This window comes from Glutamicibacter sp. PAEs-4 (assembly GCF_051161755.1).
Classification (GTDB): Bacteria; Actinomycetota; Actinomycetes; order Actinomycetales; family Micrococcaceae; genus Glutamicibacter; species Glutamicibacter nicotianae.
In genome coordinates, this window is sequence record NZ_CP195017.1 from 3,079,821 (window position 1) to 3,098,960 (window position 19,140).

Below are 19,140 nucleotides of genomic sequence, written 5' to 3' on the forward strand. Positions count from 1 at the left end.
AGAAGTGCTGCCAGCCTGCTGCGGGGCAATTCCGACGGGGAATTGGCCTGGCCGATCAACTACCTGCCCAGCGGCGCCGTCAGCCTTGCTGCTTCTTCAGCGCGGCCAGGCGTGCTTCGATCTCGGAAACCTGCGGTTCGCCGGTTTCGATCTGCGCGGCGCCGTCGGCTTCTTCCAGGATGTCCTGCGGAGCGTTGCTGGCCTTCAATGCCGCCAAGCGCGCATCGACTTCGGTGGCCGCACCGAGGTCGTCGAGCTGAGCGAACTGCGCATCAAGGGAGGATGCTGCCAGTTCCTGCGCACCGCGGACCTTGGCTTCGTCCTGGCGGATCTTCTGCTCGAAGCGGCTGATCTCGCTGGTCGGGTCGTTGATGTCCAGGGCCTTGAGGGTGTCCATCATCTGGTTCTGGGTCTTGGCATTGCGGGCGCGGGCTACCAGCTCATCGCGCTTGGCCACCAGTTCCTGGCGCTTGGTCTGCATGGTGTTCAGGCCGGCCTTCAGCTTGTCCACGACTTCGCGTTGGGTGGTGATGGTGGATTCCAGGTTCTTGGCGCGCTTCTCGGCGTCCATCTGGCGCTGAATCGCCACGGTGGCCAGCTGGTTGAACTTCTGCTGGTTGGCGGAATCGCCGGCGGCGGCATATTCATCGGCCTTGTTCGAAGCGGCCAGCGCCTTGCCGCCCCAGTCCTTGGCTTCCTGCAGGAACTTGGCGTGGTCGTCTTCGGCCATGCGCAGGTTGCCGATGGTCTGGGCGACTGCTTGCTCGGCCTGGGCAATGTTGTTGGTGTAATCGCGGACCGTTTGGTCCAGCATCTTCTTCGGATCCTCCAGGGCATCCAAGGCAGCGTTGGCGTTAGCCTTGCCGATACCGAAAATTCGAGCCCAAATTGAGCGCTTCTTGGCCATAGTGCGTCCCTTCGTCTTCCGTTGCTTAAAGCTTAGGGGAATTAGCGGTGGCGCTCTAACCAGAGATCCTTCTGCGTCGGGAAACTGCCTACGTTAAATGGCGCAGGTACCGGCCCGGGGCGTCCAGGAAAAGCCGCCAATTGCGCACCATGTCCAAGTCGTCATAGCCCGATTCGCGGATTCCCCATTCCCCGATTTCACAGATTTTCGCCTCCGGAAGGGAAGCGAGAATTGGCGAGTGGGTAGAGAGGATCACCTGGGACCCGGCACGCAGCAGGTCGGCAATATGCGAGAGCAGCATCAGGCAGCCGTTGAAGGACAGCGCGGACTCGGCTTCGTCGAAGACCCACAACCCGTTCACGGATGAGCGCTCGGTGAAGAACTCAATGAAGGACTCTCCATGGCTCTGGAAATTGTGCTTTCCGTGCGAACCAATGGATCCCAAGTAGGCGAAGTGCCCATGCATGGTTTCCGCGCGCAGGAACACTCCTGCCTTGGATGCCCCGGCTCCGCGTTCCAATTGCAGATGCGAGGACAGCCCGGATTCGGTGGACTGCGTCTGGTGCATGCTGTGGTTGGTTCCACCCTCGGCATTCAGCCCGAAAGCCGCGGCGATTGCTTCGACAAGCGTCGATTTTCCGGCGCCGTTCTCGCCGACCAGCACAGTCAGCTGGCCTAGTTCCAGCCCCTCGTCCAGCAGCTGGCGCACGGCCGGGATCCGGGCGGCCCAGTCCGAGCGATCCATGGGTGCCTTGGGATGCTCGGTGATCCGGCGAACCGGCAACGTGTCGAAAGGTGCGCTCATGAATCTGAGGCTATCAGCAGCCCGCGACAGCCCGGCACCCGCAGAACAGCACTGGGCGCCCCGGGGCCGCGCCACTGCATGAGCAGGGTGCGGCCACCGGGGCCAGGCGGTTTCCTAGCGGTTGACCGGGAGCATGTTCCCGGCGAAGAATCCGGCGATCTCATCACGGGCATCCAGCGGGAAGATGCCGGCGACGTACTGGTCCGGGCGGACCAACACGATGGCGCCGTCGGCGCTGATCTCGCGGTCGCGGAAGATGTCGCGGCCGTGGCCGGCGGCGAACACCTGGTTGATGTCGTGCAGGCCGTACGGGACCTTCAGCGGCTGGAAGGCCTTGGGCACGTCGTGCAGCTCCACCTCGGTGTAGTCCTGCTGGTAGATCGCCTTGGTGTCGAAGACCGCATCCTCGTCCCCGCCGGCCGGGGTGTACAGGTTGCGTGGCGAAGAAGCGTCCTCGGCCCACCAGGTGGCGAAGTCCGCCATCTTGGTGCCTTCCAGCGCCGGGGCGGCGGCATCGGCGAAGACGTAGACGCGCCAGCGGCCGTCGGCCTCGTGGAAGTGGCCCAGGTGGCGCCAGCGGTTATCCGAGCGGCGGATGACCTCGGCGGACTTGAAGCGCTTGCCCACCGGGAAGCCGGGGGCCAGATCCTGGTGCTCGGTGCCGGTGGTGATCTGCGATGCGCTGTACTGGGTCATGAACCCGGCAGGGAATTCCATGGTCTGGGTGTAGTACTTCTCCAGCTCGTCCGGATCGGTCCAGTCCTCGACGGACTTGGCCATCAGCGTGGACCATTCCTTGTCGAAGTCGATCAGGTTCTGCGCGATGACTTTGCGCTCCTCGGCGTAGGTGTCAAGCAGTGCTTCGGGGGCACGGCCCTCGAGCACGGCGGCCAGCTTCCAGCCCAGGTTGAAGCCGTCCTGGATGGACACGTTCATGCCCTGGCCGGCCTTGGCCGAGTGGGTGTGGCAGGCATCGCCCATGATGAAGGCGTGCGGACTGCGGGTGCCGCGCTCCTCGTCGGGGACGTCGTCGAAACCGTCGGTGATGCGGTGCGCCACCTCGTAGACGGAGAACCAGGCGACGTTCTTCACGTCCATGGTGTACGGGTGGATGATGCGGTTGGCGGTGTCCACGATCTGCTCAACCGGGGTGCTGCGGATGGCGCCGGCGTCTTCCGCGGTGGTTTCGCCCAGGTCCACGTAGAAGCGGACCAGGTAGCCGCCTTCGCGAGGGATGAGCAGGATATTGCCCTGGTCGTGGGACTGGATGGAGCATTTGACCTGGATGTCCGGGAAGTCCGTGTTGACCATGACGTCCATGACGCCCCAGGCGTGCAGCGCGGCATCGCCGTGCAGCTTGTGGCCCAGCGAGCGGCGCACCTGGCTGCGCGCCCCGTCGCCGCCGACCAGGTACTTGGCCTTCACGGTGCGTTCTTCGCCGGCGCGTTCCCCGGCAACGTACTTGATGTGCGCGGTGACCGGGTATTCGGCCGACGGGTCGATCTCGCAGTCCAGGAATTCCACGCCGTAGTCCGGGGTGATCTTGCCCGGCGCGCGTTCGGCGTCGCGCAGGAAATAGTCGAGGATGCGCGACTGGTTCACGTAGATGTGCGGGAATTCGCTCATCCCGGTGGAGTCGTCAGCGGCGCGGGAGTGGCGCTTGATGTTCGCAGGGTTTTCCGGGTCCGGGGTCCAGAAGCACATCTCCACATTGCGGTAAGCCTCTTCGATGACTTCATTGGCGAAGCCGAAGGCCTGGAAGGTCTCCACCGAGCGGGCCTGGATGCCGTCGGCCTGGCCCACTTCCAGGCGGCCCGGGCGCATCTCGATGGCGCGGGCGTTGATGCTCGGGAAGCGAGAGAGCTGCGCGGTCACCACGGCGGCGGCCGGACCGGTACCAACGATCAGCACATCCATTTCATCGGGGATTTCCTCGGCGCGGTTGATACCGTAGCCGGCGGCTTCCTTGACGCGCGGGTCTCCGGAGACGTATCCCCTGTGGTGAATCTGCATTATCTGACTCCTTGTGCTGTGCCGCGACCCTCTTCTGTCTCTATAGTTGCGACACTGTTGTAACTATAGAAACAATCGTAGCTTTCACGTAGGCTGGAGGCAAGACCTACGTCACACCGGGAACAGCGCGGGAAGCATCCGCGCATGCCAGATGAAATGATTGGATCATGAGCAAAACCACCGAAGGCGGTTCGCAGACCCTGGGTCGCGGGCTAGAAGCACTGACCCTGATCGGGGAATCCGCGGCGCCGCTGAGCGTCTCGGAACTCGCAGGGCTGCTGGGCGTGCACCGCTCCATGGCCTACCGGCTGGTCAAGACCTTCGAGCAGTACGGTTTCGTGGAACGCAACCCGGCAGGCGAGCTTGAATTGGGAGCACGCCTGGGCGCGCTGGCACGCAATGTCGCCAAGTCCCTGCAGGCCGCGGCCGCACCGCATTTGGCCACCATCTCCGATGAGCTGCAGATGACCGCGCTTCTGGTGGTCTTCGACGGTGAAGCGGCTGTCACGCTGAGCACCGCCGAACCCCGGCTGGCCGATGCCACCGTGGCCCAGCGCCCGGGCACCCGCCATCCCATCGACAACGGGGCACCGGGACGGGTCATCCGCTCCATGCTCAATCCCGACGAATATCCGGCCAAGGATTTCGAATTCAGCCATGACGAAGTGATCCCGGGGCTGACCTCGATTGCCGTTCCGCTGCTGCTTCCGCAGGGCAAGCCAGCGGCCATTGCCGTGATCTACCCGCCACTGGAACGCGACCGCAACCATATTGCTGACGTGCTCGCGGCCGCGTCGGCGCGCATCTCGGCAAGCCTTGGCGTCCGCTCCTGACGCGGCGCCGGCTGGCTGACTGCGCTAGCTACGCGGTACAAGCCTCATTGGAGCACCCTGCATCGCGTGGAAGGTAGGTGTCGGTTCCCTCTACCTGTTCCCACACGACGTGGCGATGCTGCCCGCAGCGCTCGCACGAAGGAGCCAGGTACGTGGACCGCTCTTCCATGGTGTATGCCCGAAAATCACCCATCACAACCTCCCGATGACCAGCCGCGAAGCGAGGTTCACGGCCTGCTGGACCTGCTTGGTGCCTTCACTCTACGCGCGGAACGCGCAACCGGCTAGGGTCTGCCGCAAGCGGTTACCCACAGCCCCGCCAGCAGGCTCGGCCACCTCGTGGCAAACTAGGGCAGAGAACCGGAGAGCACCGTTTCACCACCGCAGGACCGCTACCAAGGAAGAAGCCATGAGCACCTCAGAGCAGAAGCTGCACCGCTTGAAAGAACGCATCACCCTGTTGCTGAACAAGGCGGAGAACACCAATTTCCCGCATGAAGCGCAGGCGTTCCAGGAGCATGCCGAACGGCTCATGGTGCGCTACGGCATCGGCCGCGCCGAGCTGGACGCGGATTCGGCCGACCGGGGCAAGAAGAAGGAACCCATCATCGAGGAGCACTTCGATATGCGCGGCGTCTACCGGCTGGGCCAGCGCGACGGACTGTCCGCGGTGGGTCGGGCTTTCCGCACGGTGTCGATGCTGCAAAGCAACTACTCGAACTCGTGCAGGCTGTACATCATCGGCCACGAATCGGATGTCGCCACGGTCAAGAACCTGTTCGCTTCCCTGGTGGTCCAGGCCACCGCCGCCATGGCCCACTGGTGGGCGCAGGAGGGAAGGCTCTACACGAACTGGTACACCGACTCGGAGAAGACCATCGAGCGCCGCGAATTCCAGCGCAGCTTCTACCTGCAGGTCGCCTCGCGCATCGCCGCCCTGTACCAGGAAGAAAGCGTGCACAACGGCAGCGGGACCGAACTGGTGCTGGCCAGCCGCAAGGAGCAGGTGGACGACTACGTCAGCAGCAACTACCCGTTCCTGCGCCGCAGCAGGAACCGCGCCGCCTCCGGGAGCGCCAACGCCTCATTGGCCGGACGCGTGGCAGGATTCCAGGCGGATCTCGGCTTCGGCAAGCACGTCGACTCGGCCTCTCCGGGCGAGGTCGCCAGCTAGCGCACTTCCCGAAGCTGGGTGTCCTCGATGTAGCGCGGACGCCCGGCCATGATGCCAACCAGGGTTTGGAAGACAATCAGGCCGGCGATCAGCCAGATCGGGGCAACCCATGAACCCGAGGTTTCATGGAGCACCCCGACCAGGAACGGACCGGGAAAGGCCATCAGGTAGCCGGCCGATTGGCCGAAGGTGGACAGCTTCGACACCCCGGCGGCGGTGCGGGCCTTCAAGCCGATCATGGTCAGCGCCAGCGGGAAGTTCGAACCGCAAATGCCCAGCAGCACCGCCCAGAGCACTGCGCCCTGGACCGGAGCGAGCAGCATGCCGATGATCGCGATGATGCCCACGGCGCCGTTGAAGATCACCAATGGAGTCTGGTTGGAGAATTTGGCAGCCAGCGCTGGCATCACGAAGGACAATGGGACACCCACGCCCAGCAGGATCGCCAGCAGGGATCCGGCAAACGCGGGAGAGACTCCGAAGTCGATGAAGATCTTGGGCAGCCACCCCATGAAGATATAGGCGACGGCGGACTGGCCGCCGAAGAACAACGCCACCCACCATGCGGTGGCATTCTTGCGCATCGGCCCGATGCCGGCTCGGTCAGTTGAGCTGCCGGCCAGCTGCTGCTGGGCCGCGATCTGGTTGCGCATGCCGAAGTACACCAGCAGCCACAGCATCAGGGCCAGCAATGCCAAGATTGCCCAGAAGCCCAGGCCCAGGCGCCAGTTCCCGCCAAGCATCTGGTTCACCGGCACGGCAATCCCAGCCACCCCGGACGCGCCCAAGGCGACCGCCGTGGTGTAGGCGCCGGTGACAATCCCGATCTTTCCCGGGAACCAGCGCTTGACCAGCACCGGCATCAGGATATTGCCGACCGCGATGCCGGCCAGAGCCAAAGCGGTGCACAGCAGGAAGAACCCGGTCCCCGGCGCGACCGCGCGCAGGGCGATGCCCAGCAGCACGGCTGCCATGGCCGCGGCCACCACCAGTTCCGGGCCGCGCTTGCCCGCCAGCCGCGGAGCCAAGGGGCCCATCAGCGCAAAGCACAACGGGGGGATGCCGGTGATCATTCCGGCCACGAACCCATTCATCTGCAGGTCCTCGATCACCAGATCGAGCAGCGATCCCAGGGAGGTGACGGCCGGCCGCAGATTCAGCGAGGCCAGGATGATCGCGAGGATCAGCAAGGCGCCAAACCCCTTGGATAGGGTGGCGTGGTTTTTCGGGAAGTCAGGCATGATATCCACAGACTATCGGCTTCAATTCACGGATCCCATATCCGTTGCCTTCACTACGCTAAAAGGCCGCCCCGGAAAACGGGACGGCCTCGTCGCGCGTGGAAATCCTATGAGGCTAGCCCATTGCCGATTAGCTAAGCATGAACCGTGGCCACTTAGATTTCCAGCGAGAAATCGGACTCACTTCTGTGCAAGATATTAGGCTGTCATCGCAGACTTTGGGTTCAGGGAGAACTTTTCTTGATTGCCCTCGAAGACGCTCGTTTTGACGGACTCATCCAGGTAGCGTCGCCAGACACGTTGATCCGCCATTGTTTGGACCGCCGTGAGCAATGGCGAATGCAGGCCATTGAATCATGGAGGAAGCCCGCGGCCTAGCGAGCTGGCGTCTTGGCTCAACGCTTCATGCGCTTGAACCCTCGACGCGGCGGTTCCACAGCTGGTGAGTCAGTCCGCTCGCCGTGGTGACGGATTCGACCGTGAAGTCCTTTTCGAGACCTTCCAGACCGTCCCATAGTGAGACTCCACGGCCCAAGGTGACAGGGACAATGACTAGGTGCATGAAGTCGATGAGGCCGGCCGCAAGAAACTGCTTGACAGTAGAGGGTCCACCACCGATACGGATATTTCTGCCGTTTGCGGCAACTGTTGCCATTTCGAAGGCTGCCTCTGGTGCGGCGTCAATGAAATGGAAACTCGTACCGTTGTCGAAGTTGATGGGAGCGCGTGGATGATGGGTGAGGACAAAGCACGGGGTTTTAAACGGCGGCTCGTCTCCCCAACAGCCTCGCCAACCATCTGAGGGCCACGGTCCTGACTGCGGGCCGAATTTCTTTCGGCCCATGATCTCTGCGCCTATGCCCTGACCCCACATTGCGAACAAGGCTCGGTCAGCGGTGACCGCGTCATTGATCTGGTGAACACCCTCGATCACTCGTCCGTCGAAGTATGAGAACAGGGCTTGTGCGTCCCCGATCGGCTGGTCGAAGGTGACGAATTCTCCGGCAGCAAAGCCGTCGAGTGAAATGAAGAGATTGTTGACGCAGACTTTGGCCATGACAACTCCAATATCGGGTTCGGTGGTGTCTGCCGGCGGGCGGACGATCGCCGGTTCGGGAAGGTGGACCCAGTTTAAGATCGTGCCGATCTTGAATTCAATATCTAGGGAATGATTGCTACCGACATGAGCGGCTTCTAGTGAACCACAAATGAACCCCGAGGCCGGAACCTATTGACGTAGCAGCTCAATCCGTGTCTCCGCCTGCTTCGGATTCAAATCCCGTCGAATCGTGCATGCCATCCAGCTAAAAAGCGGCGCGTCCATCTGAGGCCGGGCATGCTTGAGCCAACTCCCTCATAGCTTCGACGCCTTGATCCCGGCTCAGAGAACCATATGGATCTCAGAGGGCAGAAACGGCCGATTCCCATTGCTCAATGGCTGTGTCCGGGGGAACGACTGGGCAAGAAGTGTTTTCACGCCGGCGAACATCGAGTGGTATGAAGCAGCCGACACTATCAATAGAGACGGCGCGCCACCTGCGGCCAGCCGCACGCTTCCGCAATTCGTCCCGCCCAGTAACGGGCCCGAGCTTCATCGGCGACATCGACGATAGTAAGCCCGCCGATGTATTGTTCCGCGCGTGCAAAGGGGCCGTCGGTGATTTCCAGAGTTCCACTGGTGGCGTCGGCGGTGATGGCATTATCGAGGTCTTCGTCGACGCCTCCGGCACAAACGTACTCGCCAGCGGTGCGGATTTCCTCCACGACCGCCATGGCTAGCGGGCCACGTTCGCTGAACCATTGCTCGCTATGTTCCCCAACCCACTGTTGGTTGAAGTAGATAATGTACTGCGGCATGAGCGCTCCTACTCTGCGACCCGGTAGTTGCAGGCTACTCCCGTCACAGCATCCGAGGAAAGGATGTGCTACCCGTCCAGCACCACCGGCGGCATTCAGGGAACTGCGTCTCGGTGCCCTGACCGTGCCGGACGCCATACAGATCCTGCTCACATGCTGTCAGCTGTCCGGCCTGCACGGCAGTAGCGGATACCCCAAGCCAGGGTTCTGGGATTGGTGGCCTGCGGCGCCAGCAGCCGCTGGCGCCGTCGCTGCCATCGCACAGGTTGCGCACCCGGTCCAGAACGGTGAAGCGGGAGAGCTCGAAGTACCAAGCCAGACGCATCAAGCCACGTGCCCTGTCGGCCAAGGCAACGCTCGGCATCGAGATCATGGATGCTGGTGAGTTGTTGGCAGTCGGGGCAAAGGATTAACTAAACGGCATTGGAACTAGCCCAGCTTGGCGCGCACCATCTGCGAGAGCGCCTTGCCGTCGAAGCGGCCAGCGATTTCGGCGCCAACCAGCTTCATTGCCTGGCCCATGTCCTTCATGGTCAGCTCGTGGTCGGCGGCCAGTTCCGCCATGACGCGGTCGACAACCTCTTGGGCTTCTGCTTCGCCCAGCGCCTTCGGCAGGTAGGTGGAGATGAAGGCGGCTTCGGCCAGCTCGCGTTCGGCGTGTTCGGCACGCCCGTCCTTGGCAGCCAGGGCAGCGGTTTCCTCGCGGTTGCTGACTTCCTTGCGCAGCAGGTTCTCCACGTCCTGGTCGTTCAGTTCCGTGGGGTTCTTCCCGGATTTCTCCTTGGTGCCGATGGCGCTGAGGATATTGCGCAGGGTCGTCTTCTCCAGCTCGTTGCCGGCCTTCAGGTGGACGATGCTGTCATCGCGCAGGCGATCTTTCAAACTCATGGGAACTGCCTTTCACTTCGTGTGCTTGAAATTTTACTCGCATAGCTTCCACGCTGTTTTCCACTGGGCCATCCCGGATGCACGGACACGCTTTTGATACAGTAACCAGATGAAACCACTGCGCGCTGGCGCCATCGTTGCCGCGCTGGCGCTGATCGCAGTTCTCCTGATGGTCTGGAAACCATGGGACTCCTGCGATGCTCCCGATGACGTGTGCGATTTCCTGGCAACCGTCGCGGATCGAGATGGCGTCTTGGGCTCCCAGGTGTCCTCCAGGGTGTCGGAGCGCGATGCCTTGGCCGCACCGGAGTTGTCAGTTGACGTGCGATTCGAGCTCTCAGATCAGCTCGCCCCCGGGCAAGCCAGAGAAGCCGTCACCCAGATGGCCCAAGACATCCAGGCCGGAGCCCCGGCGCTGGACATGAATGAAATCCACCTGTCTTTCGTTGCCGGCCCCTCGCGGAAAATCCAGGGGTCGAAGACCAAGGCCTACCCGTTGGAAATCAACGAAATTATCTCCCCCGCCGCCGCTGACGAACAAGCGAAACCTGCCTTGCTTGGCGAGAAGGCAGCCTTCGCCTTCGGCCTGCGCCACCATGGCGCGGCCAGCGTGATCAATGGCTCGGCCACGGCGGACAATCTGGAGCAGCTGCTGAAGCTGGGAGAATTCACGGCCCAAGCCAAGCACCCGGCCGAGCTGGTCCTCGCCGATCACAGCGTGCGCTATTCGGCCACGGATCGCACCGATATGTCCGAGCTCCAGCTCCTTGCCGATGCAGCCAAGCGGGGGATCTTCCAGAACGCCAGCATTGATAATTCCGGGTTGAACCTGACCCTTGGCAACCAGGCGCCAGCAGCAGCCGAGCAGGAAACCCACGTGTGGCTGGAGCAGCATGAAGCATTTGACGAGGCCATGCCCTACAAGCTGTTCTCGGCTGGATACGAGGTCCTTGCCGAAGGCTGGGTTGGCGGCAAGAAACCCGAATGGCTGATTCCCCGACCGGTGGTTCTTCCCGATAACGTCACCAGCTGGTCCCAAGACCCGTCGGCCCCATGGTGTGCGGAGGATGAGCTGGACATTGCTTTGGGAACACCTGACGCGGCTGCCGGTTCCCGGTACCTGCCGGTGTTTGCCAAGAACACTTCTGCCGGCCCGTGCGCGCTGCGCTCCTACCCGCAGATCGCTTTCCTCAATGCGGATGGGGAAGCCCAACCGGATGTCGAGTTGCAGCCCGATCCGGGCATCCTGCTTGAGCGCGTTGCCATCCCTGCGGGCGAGGCGGTGATCTCGACTTTGGAGTGGAATGCCATGTCGACATCCCTGGATCCGGATGAAACCGTTGCGCTGGGCATTGCCGTTGCCAAGGGCATAACGCCGGTCGAGCTCGCACCGGCCATCGATGGCCAGCCCACAACCCTTGACATCCTGGATGGCGCGCGGATCACGCAGAGCCCGTGGGTCCAGGCCCGCGACGGGTGGACAGTTCCATCCGGCGCTTTCGCCCAGCAATCCCCTGCCCGGCCAAGGCCCTAGGCCCTAGGCCCTAGGCGAGGTTGCCTACTGCTCGCGTGGCGGGAATGCCTTGTACTTGCGGTAGTGGTTGACCGCGTTCAGCAGCAGGTAGAGCTTGCGGCGTGGGTGCTTCTCGGCGGAGAACTTCAACGGGTTCGACACCTTGCCGGCCTTGAGCAGCCCCTCGGCCTTGCGTCCGGTATCGCTATCGAAGAAGCGGCGCAGCAGATGGTGCGGCAGCACGGTGAACAGCCGCTGGCGCGACAGTTGCAGCACCCCTGCCCCGGTCTCCACCACGGCGTCCGTTTCCGGGTCTGAATTGTCGAACTGCGCGCCGAGGAACTCGGTGACGTAGAAACGGGCAGGGTTCACCCCGGCCGCGGTCAGGTAGAAGTGGTTGCGGCCCAGGCGCGGGTTGATCTCGAAGAATTTGATCTGGCCATCGCGGTGGTCGTATTTGGCATCGATCATAGCGATCCCGCGCCAGCCCAGCTCCTCGAGCATGCGGGCTCCATCCGCGGCCATTTGGTCGTTTCGGCCGGTGACGATGGCGGCGGAGTTGCCCAGCACCAGCGGGGCGTGCTCCTCGATCACCACTTCGCCGTAGCCTGCGAAGATGACCTTTTCTTCCTGGGTGGCGAAGTAGGTGCACAGGCGCATCGCGTCATCGCCGCCGGGAATGTATTCCTGCAGGATGTAGCCCGCGTCGTAGCCGCTGCCATCGATCTTTGCCAGCAGCGCTTCAAGCTCCGCACGGCTGTTGATGGTGTGGATCTTCTGCTTGCCTTCGAACTTGGCGGCAATCCACGCCGCGGAGCTCGAGGGCTTGCCGATGACCGGGTAGTCGAAGGAGCCAACCAGGGATTCCAGCTCGGATCCAGGGTAGTACACGGCCGTGCGCGGGTGGGCGATGCCCAGCTTCTCGGCGAGCGCGTAGAAGTTCTCCTTCAGCGCCGCCCCCTCGATGGTTTCCAGCTCGGGGTACGGGATGACGTACTGGCCTTCCAGCTGCGCGCGGTGCTTGGCGATCAGCATGATGTGGAAGTCCAGCGAGCCGAAGAGCATCAGCGGCCGGTCCCCCGCGGCTTTCAGCTCATCGGCCAGCTCGGCCAGGGCCGCGACCACGCGTCCCTCGTCGGCCATGGATCCGATGGGGCGCAGCTCGATGGCGACCGAGTGCTCGATGACGCCGTTGCCGGCGGCCGGCAGGACTACCGAGCGCACGCCGTAGGCCTCGTAGAATTCGCGCGCCAGGGTGTAGGTGCCGATATCTCCGCCGAGGATGACGGGGACAAAGGGCTGGGTTGGATCGATTGCCACAGTGGTGCTTTCCCTACTTCTTGCGCCAGTTCATGTACTTTTCGAAGGCCCAGGCCAGCGGCTTGTTCAGCGCAAGGTCCCATTCGCCGTTGGTCTGCACGATGTCGCAGCCGGTGTTGGTCTTGAACTTGGTCAGCCCGGAGAGGTGGTGCTCCTTGTCCAGGGTTGCGCTCACGCCGCCCTGGTCCAGGTAGCGGCAGCCGGCCTCGATGGAGTCGCTGACCATATGGTGCATGATCGCCTTCGGGGCGAACAGCTTGCGCTGCTCCGAGGAGGAGGCTCCGTACAGGTACCAGGCAAGGTTCGAGGAGCGGATGACAATGGCGGCCGCGAGGTCCACGCCTTCATTGCTGGCAAGGTACAGGGTGCAGGAGCCCGGCACCGCTTCGTTGAGCACGGTGTGCATCTTCTCGAAGTAGCTCAGCGGGCGGCCGGTGAACTCCTGGCGGTCGGCGGTGTGGTTGTACAGGGCATGAAAGCGTGCCATGTCCTTGGTTTCGCCGATCTCGATTTCCAGGGTGCTCTTCAGCGCCTTGCGGGTCTCGTTGCGGGTTGTCGAGGAGTAGCTGGCCATGACCTGCTCGCTATCCAGCTGGTTGCCCTGCTCATCCTGCAGTGCCACGCGGGCCACGTATTCTGGCTGGCCAGCGGCGAAGTCCAGGCCCACGTCTTCTTTGGTGAATCCGAGGTCCAGCAGCGCGTCATTCAGTGCCAGTGCGGTGCTCGACGTGCTCTTGGTTTCCAGGTCCTTCAGCTGGGTGAAGCCTTCCTTGCCCAGGTTCTTGCGCACGGCGGCGGCACCCCAGGTGCGTACTGCAAGCCCCGGGCCCATTTTCAGCTGGAAGGCGCCACGGTTCTTGAGGTAGGAGGCCAGCGGGCGGATGACCGCTGCCGGTGCGTAGGCACCGAAGTCGATAACCGGGCCATCGGGCAGGTAGGCAAGGGTCTTCTTGATGACCGGGGCCACACGATGCAGCACCAGTGCGGCTCCTACCAGTTCGTCTTCCTCGAAGAAGCCGAGGGATTCACCCCTCCAGCCGCCCTTGACCTGAGCCCATTCGGGACGCTGCAGGAAGCTGACGTCGTGGGCGGTCTCAAGGAATGCTGAGTGCTCGGTACCGGATATCGGACGCACATGAAGTTCGTTGTGGCTCACGGGTGAAATCCTACCGTGCTTCCCTGCCGGATTGGGGGACGCAAGATACCCCCAGGGGGTACTTGACTTAATACCCCTAGGGGGTATTATCGAAGTATGGATACCAACCACACGCCACATGAAACAGCCGAGCACCACGGCTACCACGCGGACAAAAGCGCTCTGGAACGACGTTTGAAGCGCATTGAGGGCCAGGTGCGCGGAGTGGCCAAGATGGTAGATGACGACAAGTACTGCATCGACATCCTGACCCAGATCTCCGCCATCAACGCGGCATTGCACAAGGTCAGCGTGCAGCTCATCGATGACCACATCGGCCGCTGCGTGGTTGATGCGGCCAAGTCCTCCATCGAGCAGGGCGACCCGTCCATCGTGCAAGACAAGATTGCCGAGGCCACGGCCGCCATATCCCGCCTGGTGCGCTAAGCCCGCGCCCACGCACCAATTTTCCAATTCACACAGAATTCATCGAAAGAGAGCAAGATCATGAGCCACAACTGCAACTGCGGATGCTCCTCGGAAAAGAACTCCAACCAGGGCCTGCAGATCCAGCCGCGCACCGACATCGCCGCGGCCCCGACCCAGACCGAAATCAAGGTCTCGGGCATGACCTGTGGGCACTGCGTCGCTTCGGTCACCGAAGAACTCAAGGAGATCGCCGGGGTTGATTCCGTGGACGTCGCACTGGACGCACAGGGAATCTCCACCGTGAAGGTCACTTCCGCCTCGGCGCTCGCCGAGGATTCCATTCGCCAGGCTATCGACGAGGCAGGCTACACCGTCGAAGCCATCAACGCCTAGCCACCGCACGGCACAGGCACCCGCGCCGCCGCCGGCGGCGGGAAAGTTCAAGGTATTTTCATCATGACTTCCGAAACCCCCACCCACTCCCCCGAATTGCGCACCGTAGACCTGGACATCCAGGGCATGACCTGCGCCTCCTGCGTGGGCCGCGTAGAGCGCAAGCTGGGCAAGCTGCCCGGGGTGACCGCTTCGGTCAACCTCCCGTTGGAAAGCGCCAAGGTCCAGGTCCCCGCGGGGATCAGCGATGACGAGCTGATCAGCACGGTCAAGGCCGCCGGCTACGGCGCCTCGTTGAAGCCCGAGGCCAAGGCCCCCGTGCACCACGAAGAGCATGAGCACGGCGGCCACGAGCATCTGGTGCCCAACCACCTGCTGCGCCGGCTGGTGGTCTCCGCGGTCTTCACCATTCCGCTGTTCATCATCTCGATGGTTCCGGCCGCCCAGTTCCCGCACTGGGGCTGGGTAGCCTTCGCACTGGCCACCCCCGTGGTGCTCTACGGCGCCTGGCCATTCCACAAGGCGGCCGCAATCAACGCGCGTCACCTGGCCTCCACCATGGACACGCTGGTGTCGCTGGGCGTGCTGGCCGCCTACCTGTTCTCCGCCATCCAGCTGTTCCTCGATCCGCAGATGACCGCCCATACCGGCATGGCCATGAGCGAGCACCAGCTGTACTTCGAGACCGCAGGCGTGGTGGCCACACTGCTGCTGCTCGGGCGCTATCTTGAGCACCGAGCCAAGTCCTCGGCCTCCGATGCGCTCAAGTCGCTGCTGAACCTGGGCGCCAAGCACGCCACCGTGCTGCGCGAGGGCCAGGAAGTGAAGATCCCGGCCGACCAGGTGCGCATCGGGGAGCACTTCGTGGTGCGTCCGGGTGAGAAGGTCGCCACCGACGGCGTGGTCATCTCCGGCACCAGCGCCATCGACACCTCGCTGATCACCGGCGAATCGGTGCCGCAGAAGGCACAGCCCGGAACCAACGTCACCGGTGCGACGCTGAACACCTCCGGGCGGCTGGTCGTCGAGGCCACCCGCGTCGGTTCGGACACCACGCTGGCCCAGATGGGCCGGCTGGTTTCGGAAGCCCAGTCCGGCAAGGCCCCGATCGCACGGCTGGCTGACCGCATCTCGGCGGTCTTCGTGCCGATCGTGCTGGGCATCGCCGTGCTCACCTTCCTCACCTGGTGGCTGGTCACCGGTGATACCTACGCGGCCTTCGTCGCAGCCGTCGCCGTGCTGGTCATCGCCTGCCCCTGCGCCCTGGGCCTGGCCACCCCGATCGGCCTGCTGGTCGGCACCGGCCGCGGCGCCCAAATGGGCATCCTGATCCGCGGACCCCAGGTTCTGGAAGACACCCGCAAGCTGGACACCATCGTGCTGGACAAGACCGGCACCGTCACCACCGGCGTCATGGCGCACACCGGAACCCGCACCGTCGATGGCGTCGACGAGGCCACCGCACTGGCGCTGGCCGGAGCCGTGGAGCACCACTCCGAGCACCCCATCGCCCAGGCCATCGCCGCCGCGGCGTCCGCCCAGGCCCCGCTGGCCGAGGTCACCGGCTTCCATGCGGAGCCAGGCGGCGGCGTGAAGGGCACCGTAGGCACCCAGCTGGTGGTCGTCGGGCGCCCCTCATGGCTCGAATCCCAGGGCGTCATGCTGGACGAATCCGCCCGGCAGATGCTCCACGAGGCCGAACAGGCCGGCGCGACCGCCATCCTGGTCGCGGTGGACCAGCAGTTCCAGGCAGTGATCTCTGTGGCAGACAAGATCAAGGACAGCTCCGCGAAGGCCATTGCCGAACTGCAGGAACGCGGCCTGCGCGTCGTGCTGCTGACCGGCGACAACAAGTCGGTGGCCGCCGAGGTGGCCGGGCAGGTTGGCATCAAGGAAGAAGATGTCTTCGCCGGCGTCTTCCCTGCCGACAAGGCCAAAGCGATCAGCACGCTGCAGGAGCAGGGCAAGGTCGTGGCCATGGTGGGCGACGGCGTGAACGATGCGCCGGCACTGGCCCAAGCGGACCTGGGCATCGCGATGGGCTCGGGCACCGACGTGGCCATCGAGGCAGCCGACATTACCTTGATGGGCAATGACCTGCACCAGGTGACACAGGCAATCGACCTGTCGGCCAAGACCCTGTCCACGATCAAGATGAACCTGTTCTGGGCCTTCGCCTACAACACCGCCGGCATCCCGGTGGCGGCCCTGGGCCTGCTGAACCCGATGATCGCCGGAGCCGCCATGGCCGCCAGCTCCGTGCTGGTGGTGCTGAACTCGCTGCGGCTGCGCCGTTTCGGAAAGCAATAGCAGGAACTAGGTACAACTCATGGGGCGTGCCGCGCAAGAAATTGCGCGGCACGCCCCATGCGTTCTGCAATCCCCTAGCCATTCCAACCGGACCACCTCCCGCTGGGGACGGATCACCATGCTCATCGGCCTGGCCTTTTCGCTCGCGGCCCCCGCCTATCTGGTCTTCTTCTCGGGACTGGACATCCCGCTCTCCGGCATCCTCGCAGCCTTCGGCGCACTGGCCGCGGTCTTCGGAGTCATCTGGATCGTCGAACCGCTGACCTACTTCCCGATCCTCGGCGCCTCCTCGATGTACCAGGCGTTCATGATCGGCAACATCTCCAACAAGCTGCTGCCGGCGCCGATGATCGCCCAGTCCACCATCGGGGTGAAACCGGGCACGCGCAAGGGCGAGCTGGCTTCGGTGGCGGCGATCTGCGGCGCGGCCGCAGTGCACTTGGCCTCGCTGTTCATCTTCGTCGGGCTGATGGGCACCTGGCTGGTCAGCGTCATTCCCACCGGCCTGATCACCACCGTTCAGACCTATATCCTGCCCACCGTCATGGGTGCTGTCGTCGTGCAGGCCATCGTCAGCCAGAAGGCCCCGCGCGCGGCCATCATTGCGCTGGTGGTCTCGCTGATCGTGGTCTTCGGGCTGGTTCCGCTCTCCCCGCAGATGGGCTTGTTCTCCACCGCCATCGCGGTTATCGGCTCGGCGGTCATCGCCTGGTTCCTGCGCGACAAGCGGGCCATCGCCGCGGCCCGGGAACCCGATGAGCACGGCAATCCGCCCGAGGGCCCGGTCTACTAGGACCGGATGCCGCCAACTACCCCGCCACCGCATCGACTGGAAGGCCAGCACCGGAAATGACCCGCATCCCAGCATCCTTGCAGCTCACCGCCGCATCCGCGGCAGAGCTGATCAGCACCTACAAGCATCTGCATGCCCATCCCGAACTGTCCATGCAGGAGCACCGCACCGCGGATTTCCTGGCCCGCAGGCTGGGCGACGCGGGATTGGAGGTCTTCCGCTGCGGCGGCACCGGAGTGGTGGGGGTGCTGCGCAACGGGCCAGGCCCTGTGGTGGCCTTCAGGGCCGATACCGACGGGCTGCCGGTGCTCGAGGACACCGGCCTGGACTATGCCAGCGAAGCTACCGGTGTGCTGGAGGATGGCACCGAGGTGCCGGTGATGCATGCCTGCGGCCACGACTCGCACATGGCCGTGGCGCTGGCAACCGCCGAGCTGTTTGCCCGGGGAACCGATGCGTGGGCGGGCACGCTGGTCTTCATCCTGCAGCCGGGCGAGGAAACCGCTGCCGGGGCCAAGGCCATGGTGGAGGACGGATTGTGGGACAAGGCGCCCAAGCCCGAGGTGGTCTACGGCCAGCATGTCATGGGCGGGCTGGCGGGCACCGTCACCCTGATGGGTGGGGCGGCGATGACCACCGCTGATTCCTTCCGGGTGACGGTGATGGGCCAGGGCTCGCACGGCTCGATGCCGGAGCATTCAATTGACCCGATCGTGCTGGGAGCCGCCATGGTGATGCGCTTGCAGACCGTTGTTTCCCGCCAGGTGGCCCCGCAGTCGGCAGCTGTGCTCACCATCGGCTCCTTCAATGCGGGGCTGAAGGAGAATGTGATTCCCGATCGCGCGGTCTTCACGATCAATGTGCGCACCTTCGATCCCAAGGTGCGCCGCACCGTCCTGGATTCCCTGCGCCGGATCATTGCTCACGAGGCACTGGCCTCGGGAGCACCGAAGCCGGTCATCGAGGACATCTCCAATTTCCCGCCCTTGTACAACGACCCGGAGGAAGCCGGGAAGCTCGCCGAGCAGTTCCGCGGGGAATTCGGTGCAGAGAAGGTCGTGCAAGGCACTCCGGTGATGGGCAGCGAGGATTTCGGCGCGCTGGCATCAGCGATCGGGGTGCCGAGCGTGTTCTGGTTCTTCGGCGGCAACAGCGCCGAAACCCTGGCCGCCGGGGCTCCCCCGGCCAACCACTCGCCGTTCTTCGCCCCGATCACCGATCCAACGCTGGCCACCGGTGTGCGGGCCGCCGTGCGTGCCCTGTACTCAAAGGTTGGCCAGCAGTGAACAAGGACTGCCACTTGCCCCGGGGGCCATCCTGGCGCTGGCCTTGGAGCCGACAGGGATCGGGGCCGCGACGGAGTCCACCACTTCGCATTGGCTGGTGAAGCCGTCGGCATCCATCGGGCTGGTTGCCGCGAACTGCAGGAATTGGTGCGCCTTCGGCCTTCTTGGTTCCAGTTGGGCTCCTCGTTTGGCGTACCGGGATTCCCTGGCGGGGCGGAGTCACGAGGTGGCGAAGCGACCGGC

Annotated in this window: 17 protein-coding genes; 8 read left to right on the plus strand and 9 right to left on the minus strand. The window is 63.8% G+C overall.

Annotated features, from left to right (window positions below):
• Window positions 1–79: 79 nt before the first annotated feature.
• From ACR9WD_RS14520 to ACR9WD_RS14530, 3 genes are all read right to left on the minus strand, one after another.
• Window positions 80–907 (minus strand): PspA/IM30 family protein, encoded by an 828-nt coding sequence (locus ACR9WD_RS14520; protein WP_434922309.1) that lies wholly within the window; start codon window positions 905–907, stop codon window positions 80–82.
• A gap of 88 nt (window positions 908–995) precedes the next feature.
• Window positions 996–1,712 carry an AAA family ATPase gene (locus ACR9WD_RS14525; RefSeq protein ID WP_434922310.1) on the minus strand — a complete coding sequence of 239 codons (717 nt, stop codon included), beginning with the start codon at window positions 1,710–1,712 and terminating at the stop codon, window positions 996–998.
• A gap of 114 nt (window positions 1,713–1,826) precedes the next feature.
• Window positions 1,827–3,725 (minus strand): FAD-dependent monooxygenase, encoded by a 1,899-nt coding sequence (locus ACR9WD_RS14530; protein ID WP_434922311.1) that lies wholly within the window; start codon window positions 3,723–3,725, stop codon window positions 1,827–1,829.
• Between the two features lie 167 nt (window positions 3,726–3,892).
• Between ACR9WD_RS14530 and ACR9WD_RS14535 the strand changes: the two genes are divergently transcribed.
• Complete coding sequence (locus ACR9WD_RS14535; RefSeq protein WP_038993108.1) at window positions 3,893–4,558, plus strand: IclR family transcriptional regulator; 666 nt, start codon at window positions 3,893–3,895, stop codon at window positions 4,556–4,558.
• A 409-nt stretch (window positions 4,559–4,967) separates the two neighbouring features.
• Window positions 4,968–5,732: a DUF2786 domain-containing protein gene (locus ACR9WD_RS14540; protein WP_162989359.1), complete on the plus strand. Its 765-nt coding sequence runs from the start codon at window positions 4,968–4,970 to the stop codon at window positions 5,730–5,732.
• On the opposite strand, the gene ACR9WD_RS14545 is transcribed toward ACR9WD_RS14540, so the two are convergent.
• The 4 genes from ACR9WD_RS14545 to ACR9WD_RS14560 all read right to left on the minus strand — a co-directional run bounded on the left by ACR9WD_RS14545 (window position 5,729) and on the right by ACR9WD_RS14560 (window position 9,718).
• Complete coding sequence (locus ACR9WD_RS14545) at window positions 5,729–6,973, minus strand: CynX/NimT family MFS transporter (RefSeq protein WP_434922312.1); 1,245 nt, start codon at window positions 6,971–6,973, stop codon at window positions 5,729–5,731. The genes ACR9WD_RS14540 and ACR9WD_RS14545 overlap by 4 nt on opposite strands.
• Window positions 6,974–7,376: 403 nt before the next feature.
• Window positions 7,377–8,030: a dihydrofolate reductase family protein gene (locus tag ACR9WD_RS14550; RefSeq protein ID WP_434922313.1), complete on the minus strand. Its 654-nt coding sequence runs from the start codon at window positions 8,028–8,030 to the stop codon at window positions 7,377–7,379.
• A gap of 458 nt (window positions 8,031–8,488) precedes the next feature.
• A complete protein-coding gene (locus tag ACR9WD_RS14555; RefSeq protein WP_190264071.1) occupies window positions 8,489–8,830 on the minus strand; it encodes a YciI family protein in 342 nt (113 codons plus the stop codon).
• Between the two features lie 429 nt (window positions 8,831–9,259).
• Window positions 9,260–9,718, minus strand: a complete 459-nt coding sequence (locus ACR9WD_RS14560) for a GatB/YqeY domain-containing protein (protein ID WP_066142085.1) — start codon at window positions 9,716–9,718, stop codon at window positions 9,260–9,262.
• A gap of 109 nt (window positions 9,719–9,827) precedes the next feature.
• Here ACR9WD_RS14560 and ACR9WD_RS14565 point away from each other — a divergent pair, with 109 nt between their 5' ends.
• Complete coding sequence (locus tag ACR9WD_RS14565; protein ID WP_434922314.1) at window positions 9,828–11,252, plus strand: DUF4232 domain-containing protein; 1,425 nt, start codon at window positions 9,828–9,830, stop codon at window positions 11,250–11,252.
• Window positions 11,253–11,276: 24 nt separating this feature from the next.
• Here the strand turns inward: ACR9WD_RS14565 and ACR9WD_RS14570 are convergent, their stop codons facing one another.
• Window positions 11,277–12,551 carry a carbamoyl-phosphate synthase gene (locus tag ACR9WD_RS14570; RefSeq protein ID WP_038993102.1) on the minus strand — a complete coding sequence of 425 codons (1,275 nt, stop codon included), beginning with the start codon at window positions 12,549–12,551 and terminating at the stop codon, window positions 11,277–11,279.
• Window positions 12,552–12,564: 13 nt separating this feature from the next.
• On the minus strand, window positions 12,565–13,707 hold the full coding sequence (locus ACR9WD_RS14575) for a lipid II:glycine glycyltransferase FemX (RefSeq protein ID WP_121867478.1): 1,143 nt from the start codon (window positions 13,705–13,707) through the stop codon (window positions 12,565–12,567).
• 174 nt (window positions 13,708–13,881) lie between these two features.
• Here ACR9WD_RS14575 and ACR9WD_RS14580 point away from each other — a divergent pair, with 174 nt between their 5' ends.
• The 5 genes from ACR9WD_RS14580 (at window position 13,882) to ACR9WD_RS14600 (ending at window position 18,897) form a co-directional block, all read left to right on the plus strand.
• A complete protein-coding gene (locus ACR9WD_RS14580) occupies window positions 13,882–14,133 on the plus strand; it encodes a metal-sensitive transcriptional regulator (protein ID WP_434922315.1) in 252 nt (83 codons plus the stop codon).
• 60 nt (window positions 14,134–14,193) lie between these two features.
• On the plus strand, window positions 14,194–14,508 hold the full coding sequence (locus ACR9WD_RS14585) for a heavy-metal-associated domain-containing protein (RefSeq protein WP_083515604.1): 315 nt from the start codon (window positions 14,194–14,196) through the stop codon (window positions 14,506–14,508).
• Window positions 14,509–14,571: 63 nt separating this feature from the next.
• Complete coding sequence (locus ACR9WD_RS14590) at window positions 14,572–16,818, plus strand: heavy metal translocating P-type ATPase (protein WP_434922316.1); 2,247 nt, start codon at window positions 14,572–14,574, stop codon at window positions 16,816–16,818.
• A gap of 118 nt (window positions 16,819–16,936) precedes the next feature.
• The gene (locus ACR9WD_RS14595) at window positions 16,937–17,611 is read left to right on the plus strand and encodes a hypothetical protein (protein ID WP_434922317.1); all 675 of its coding nucleotides are present in this window, start codon (window positions 16,937–16,939) and stop codon (window positions 17,609–17,611) included.
• A 56-nt stretch (window positions 17,612–17,667) separates the two neighbouring features.
• Entirely contained in the window at window positions 17,668–18,897 is a 1,230-nt protein-coding gene (locus ACR9WD_RS14600) for an amidohydrolase (protein WP_434922318.1), read from the plus strand.
• Window positions 18,898–19,140 lie beyond the last annotated feature (243 nt).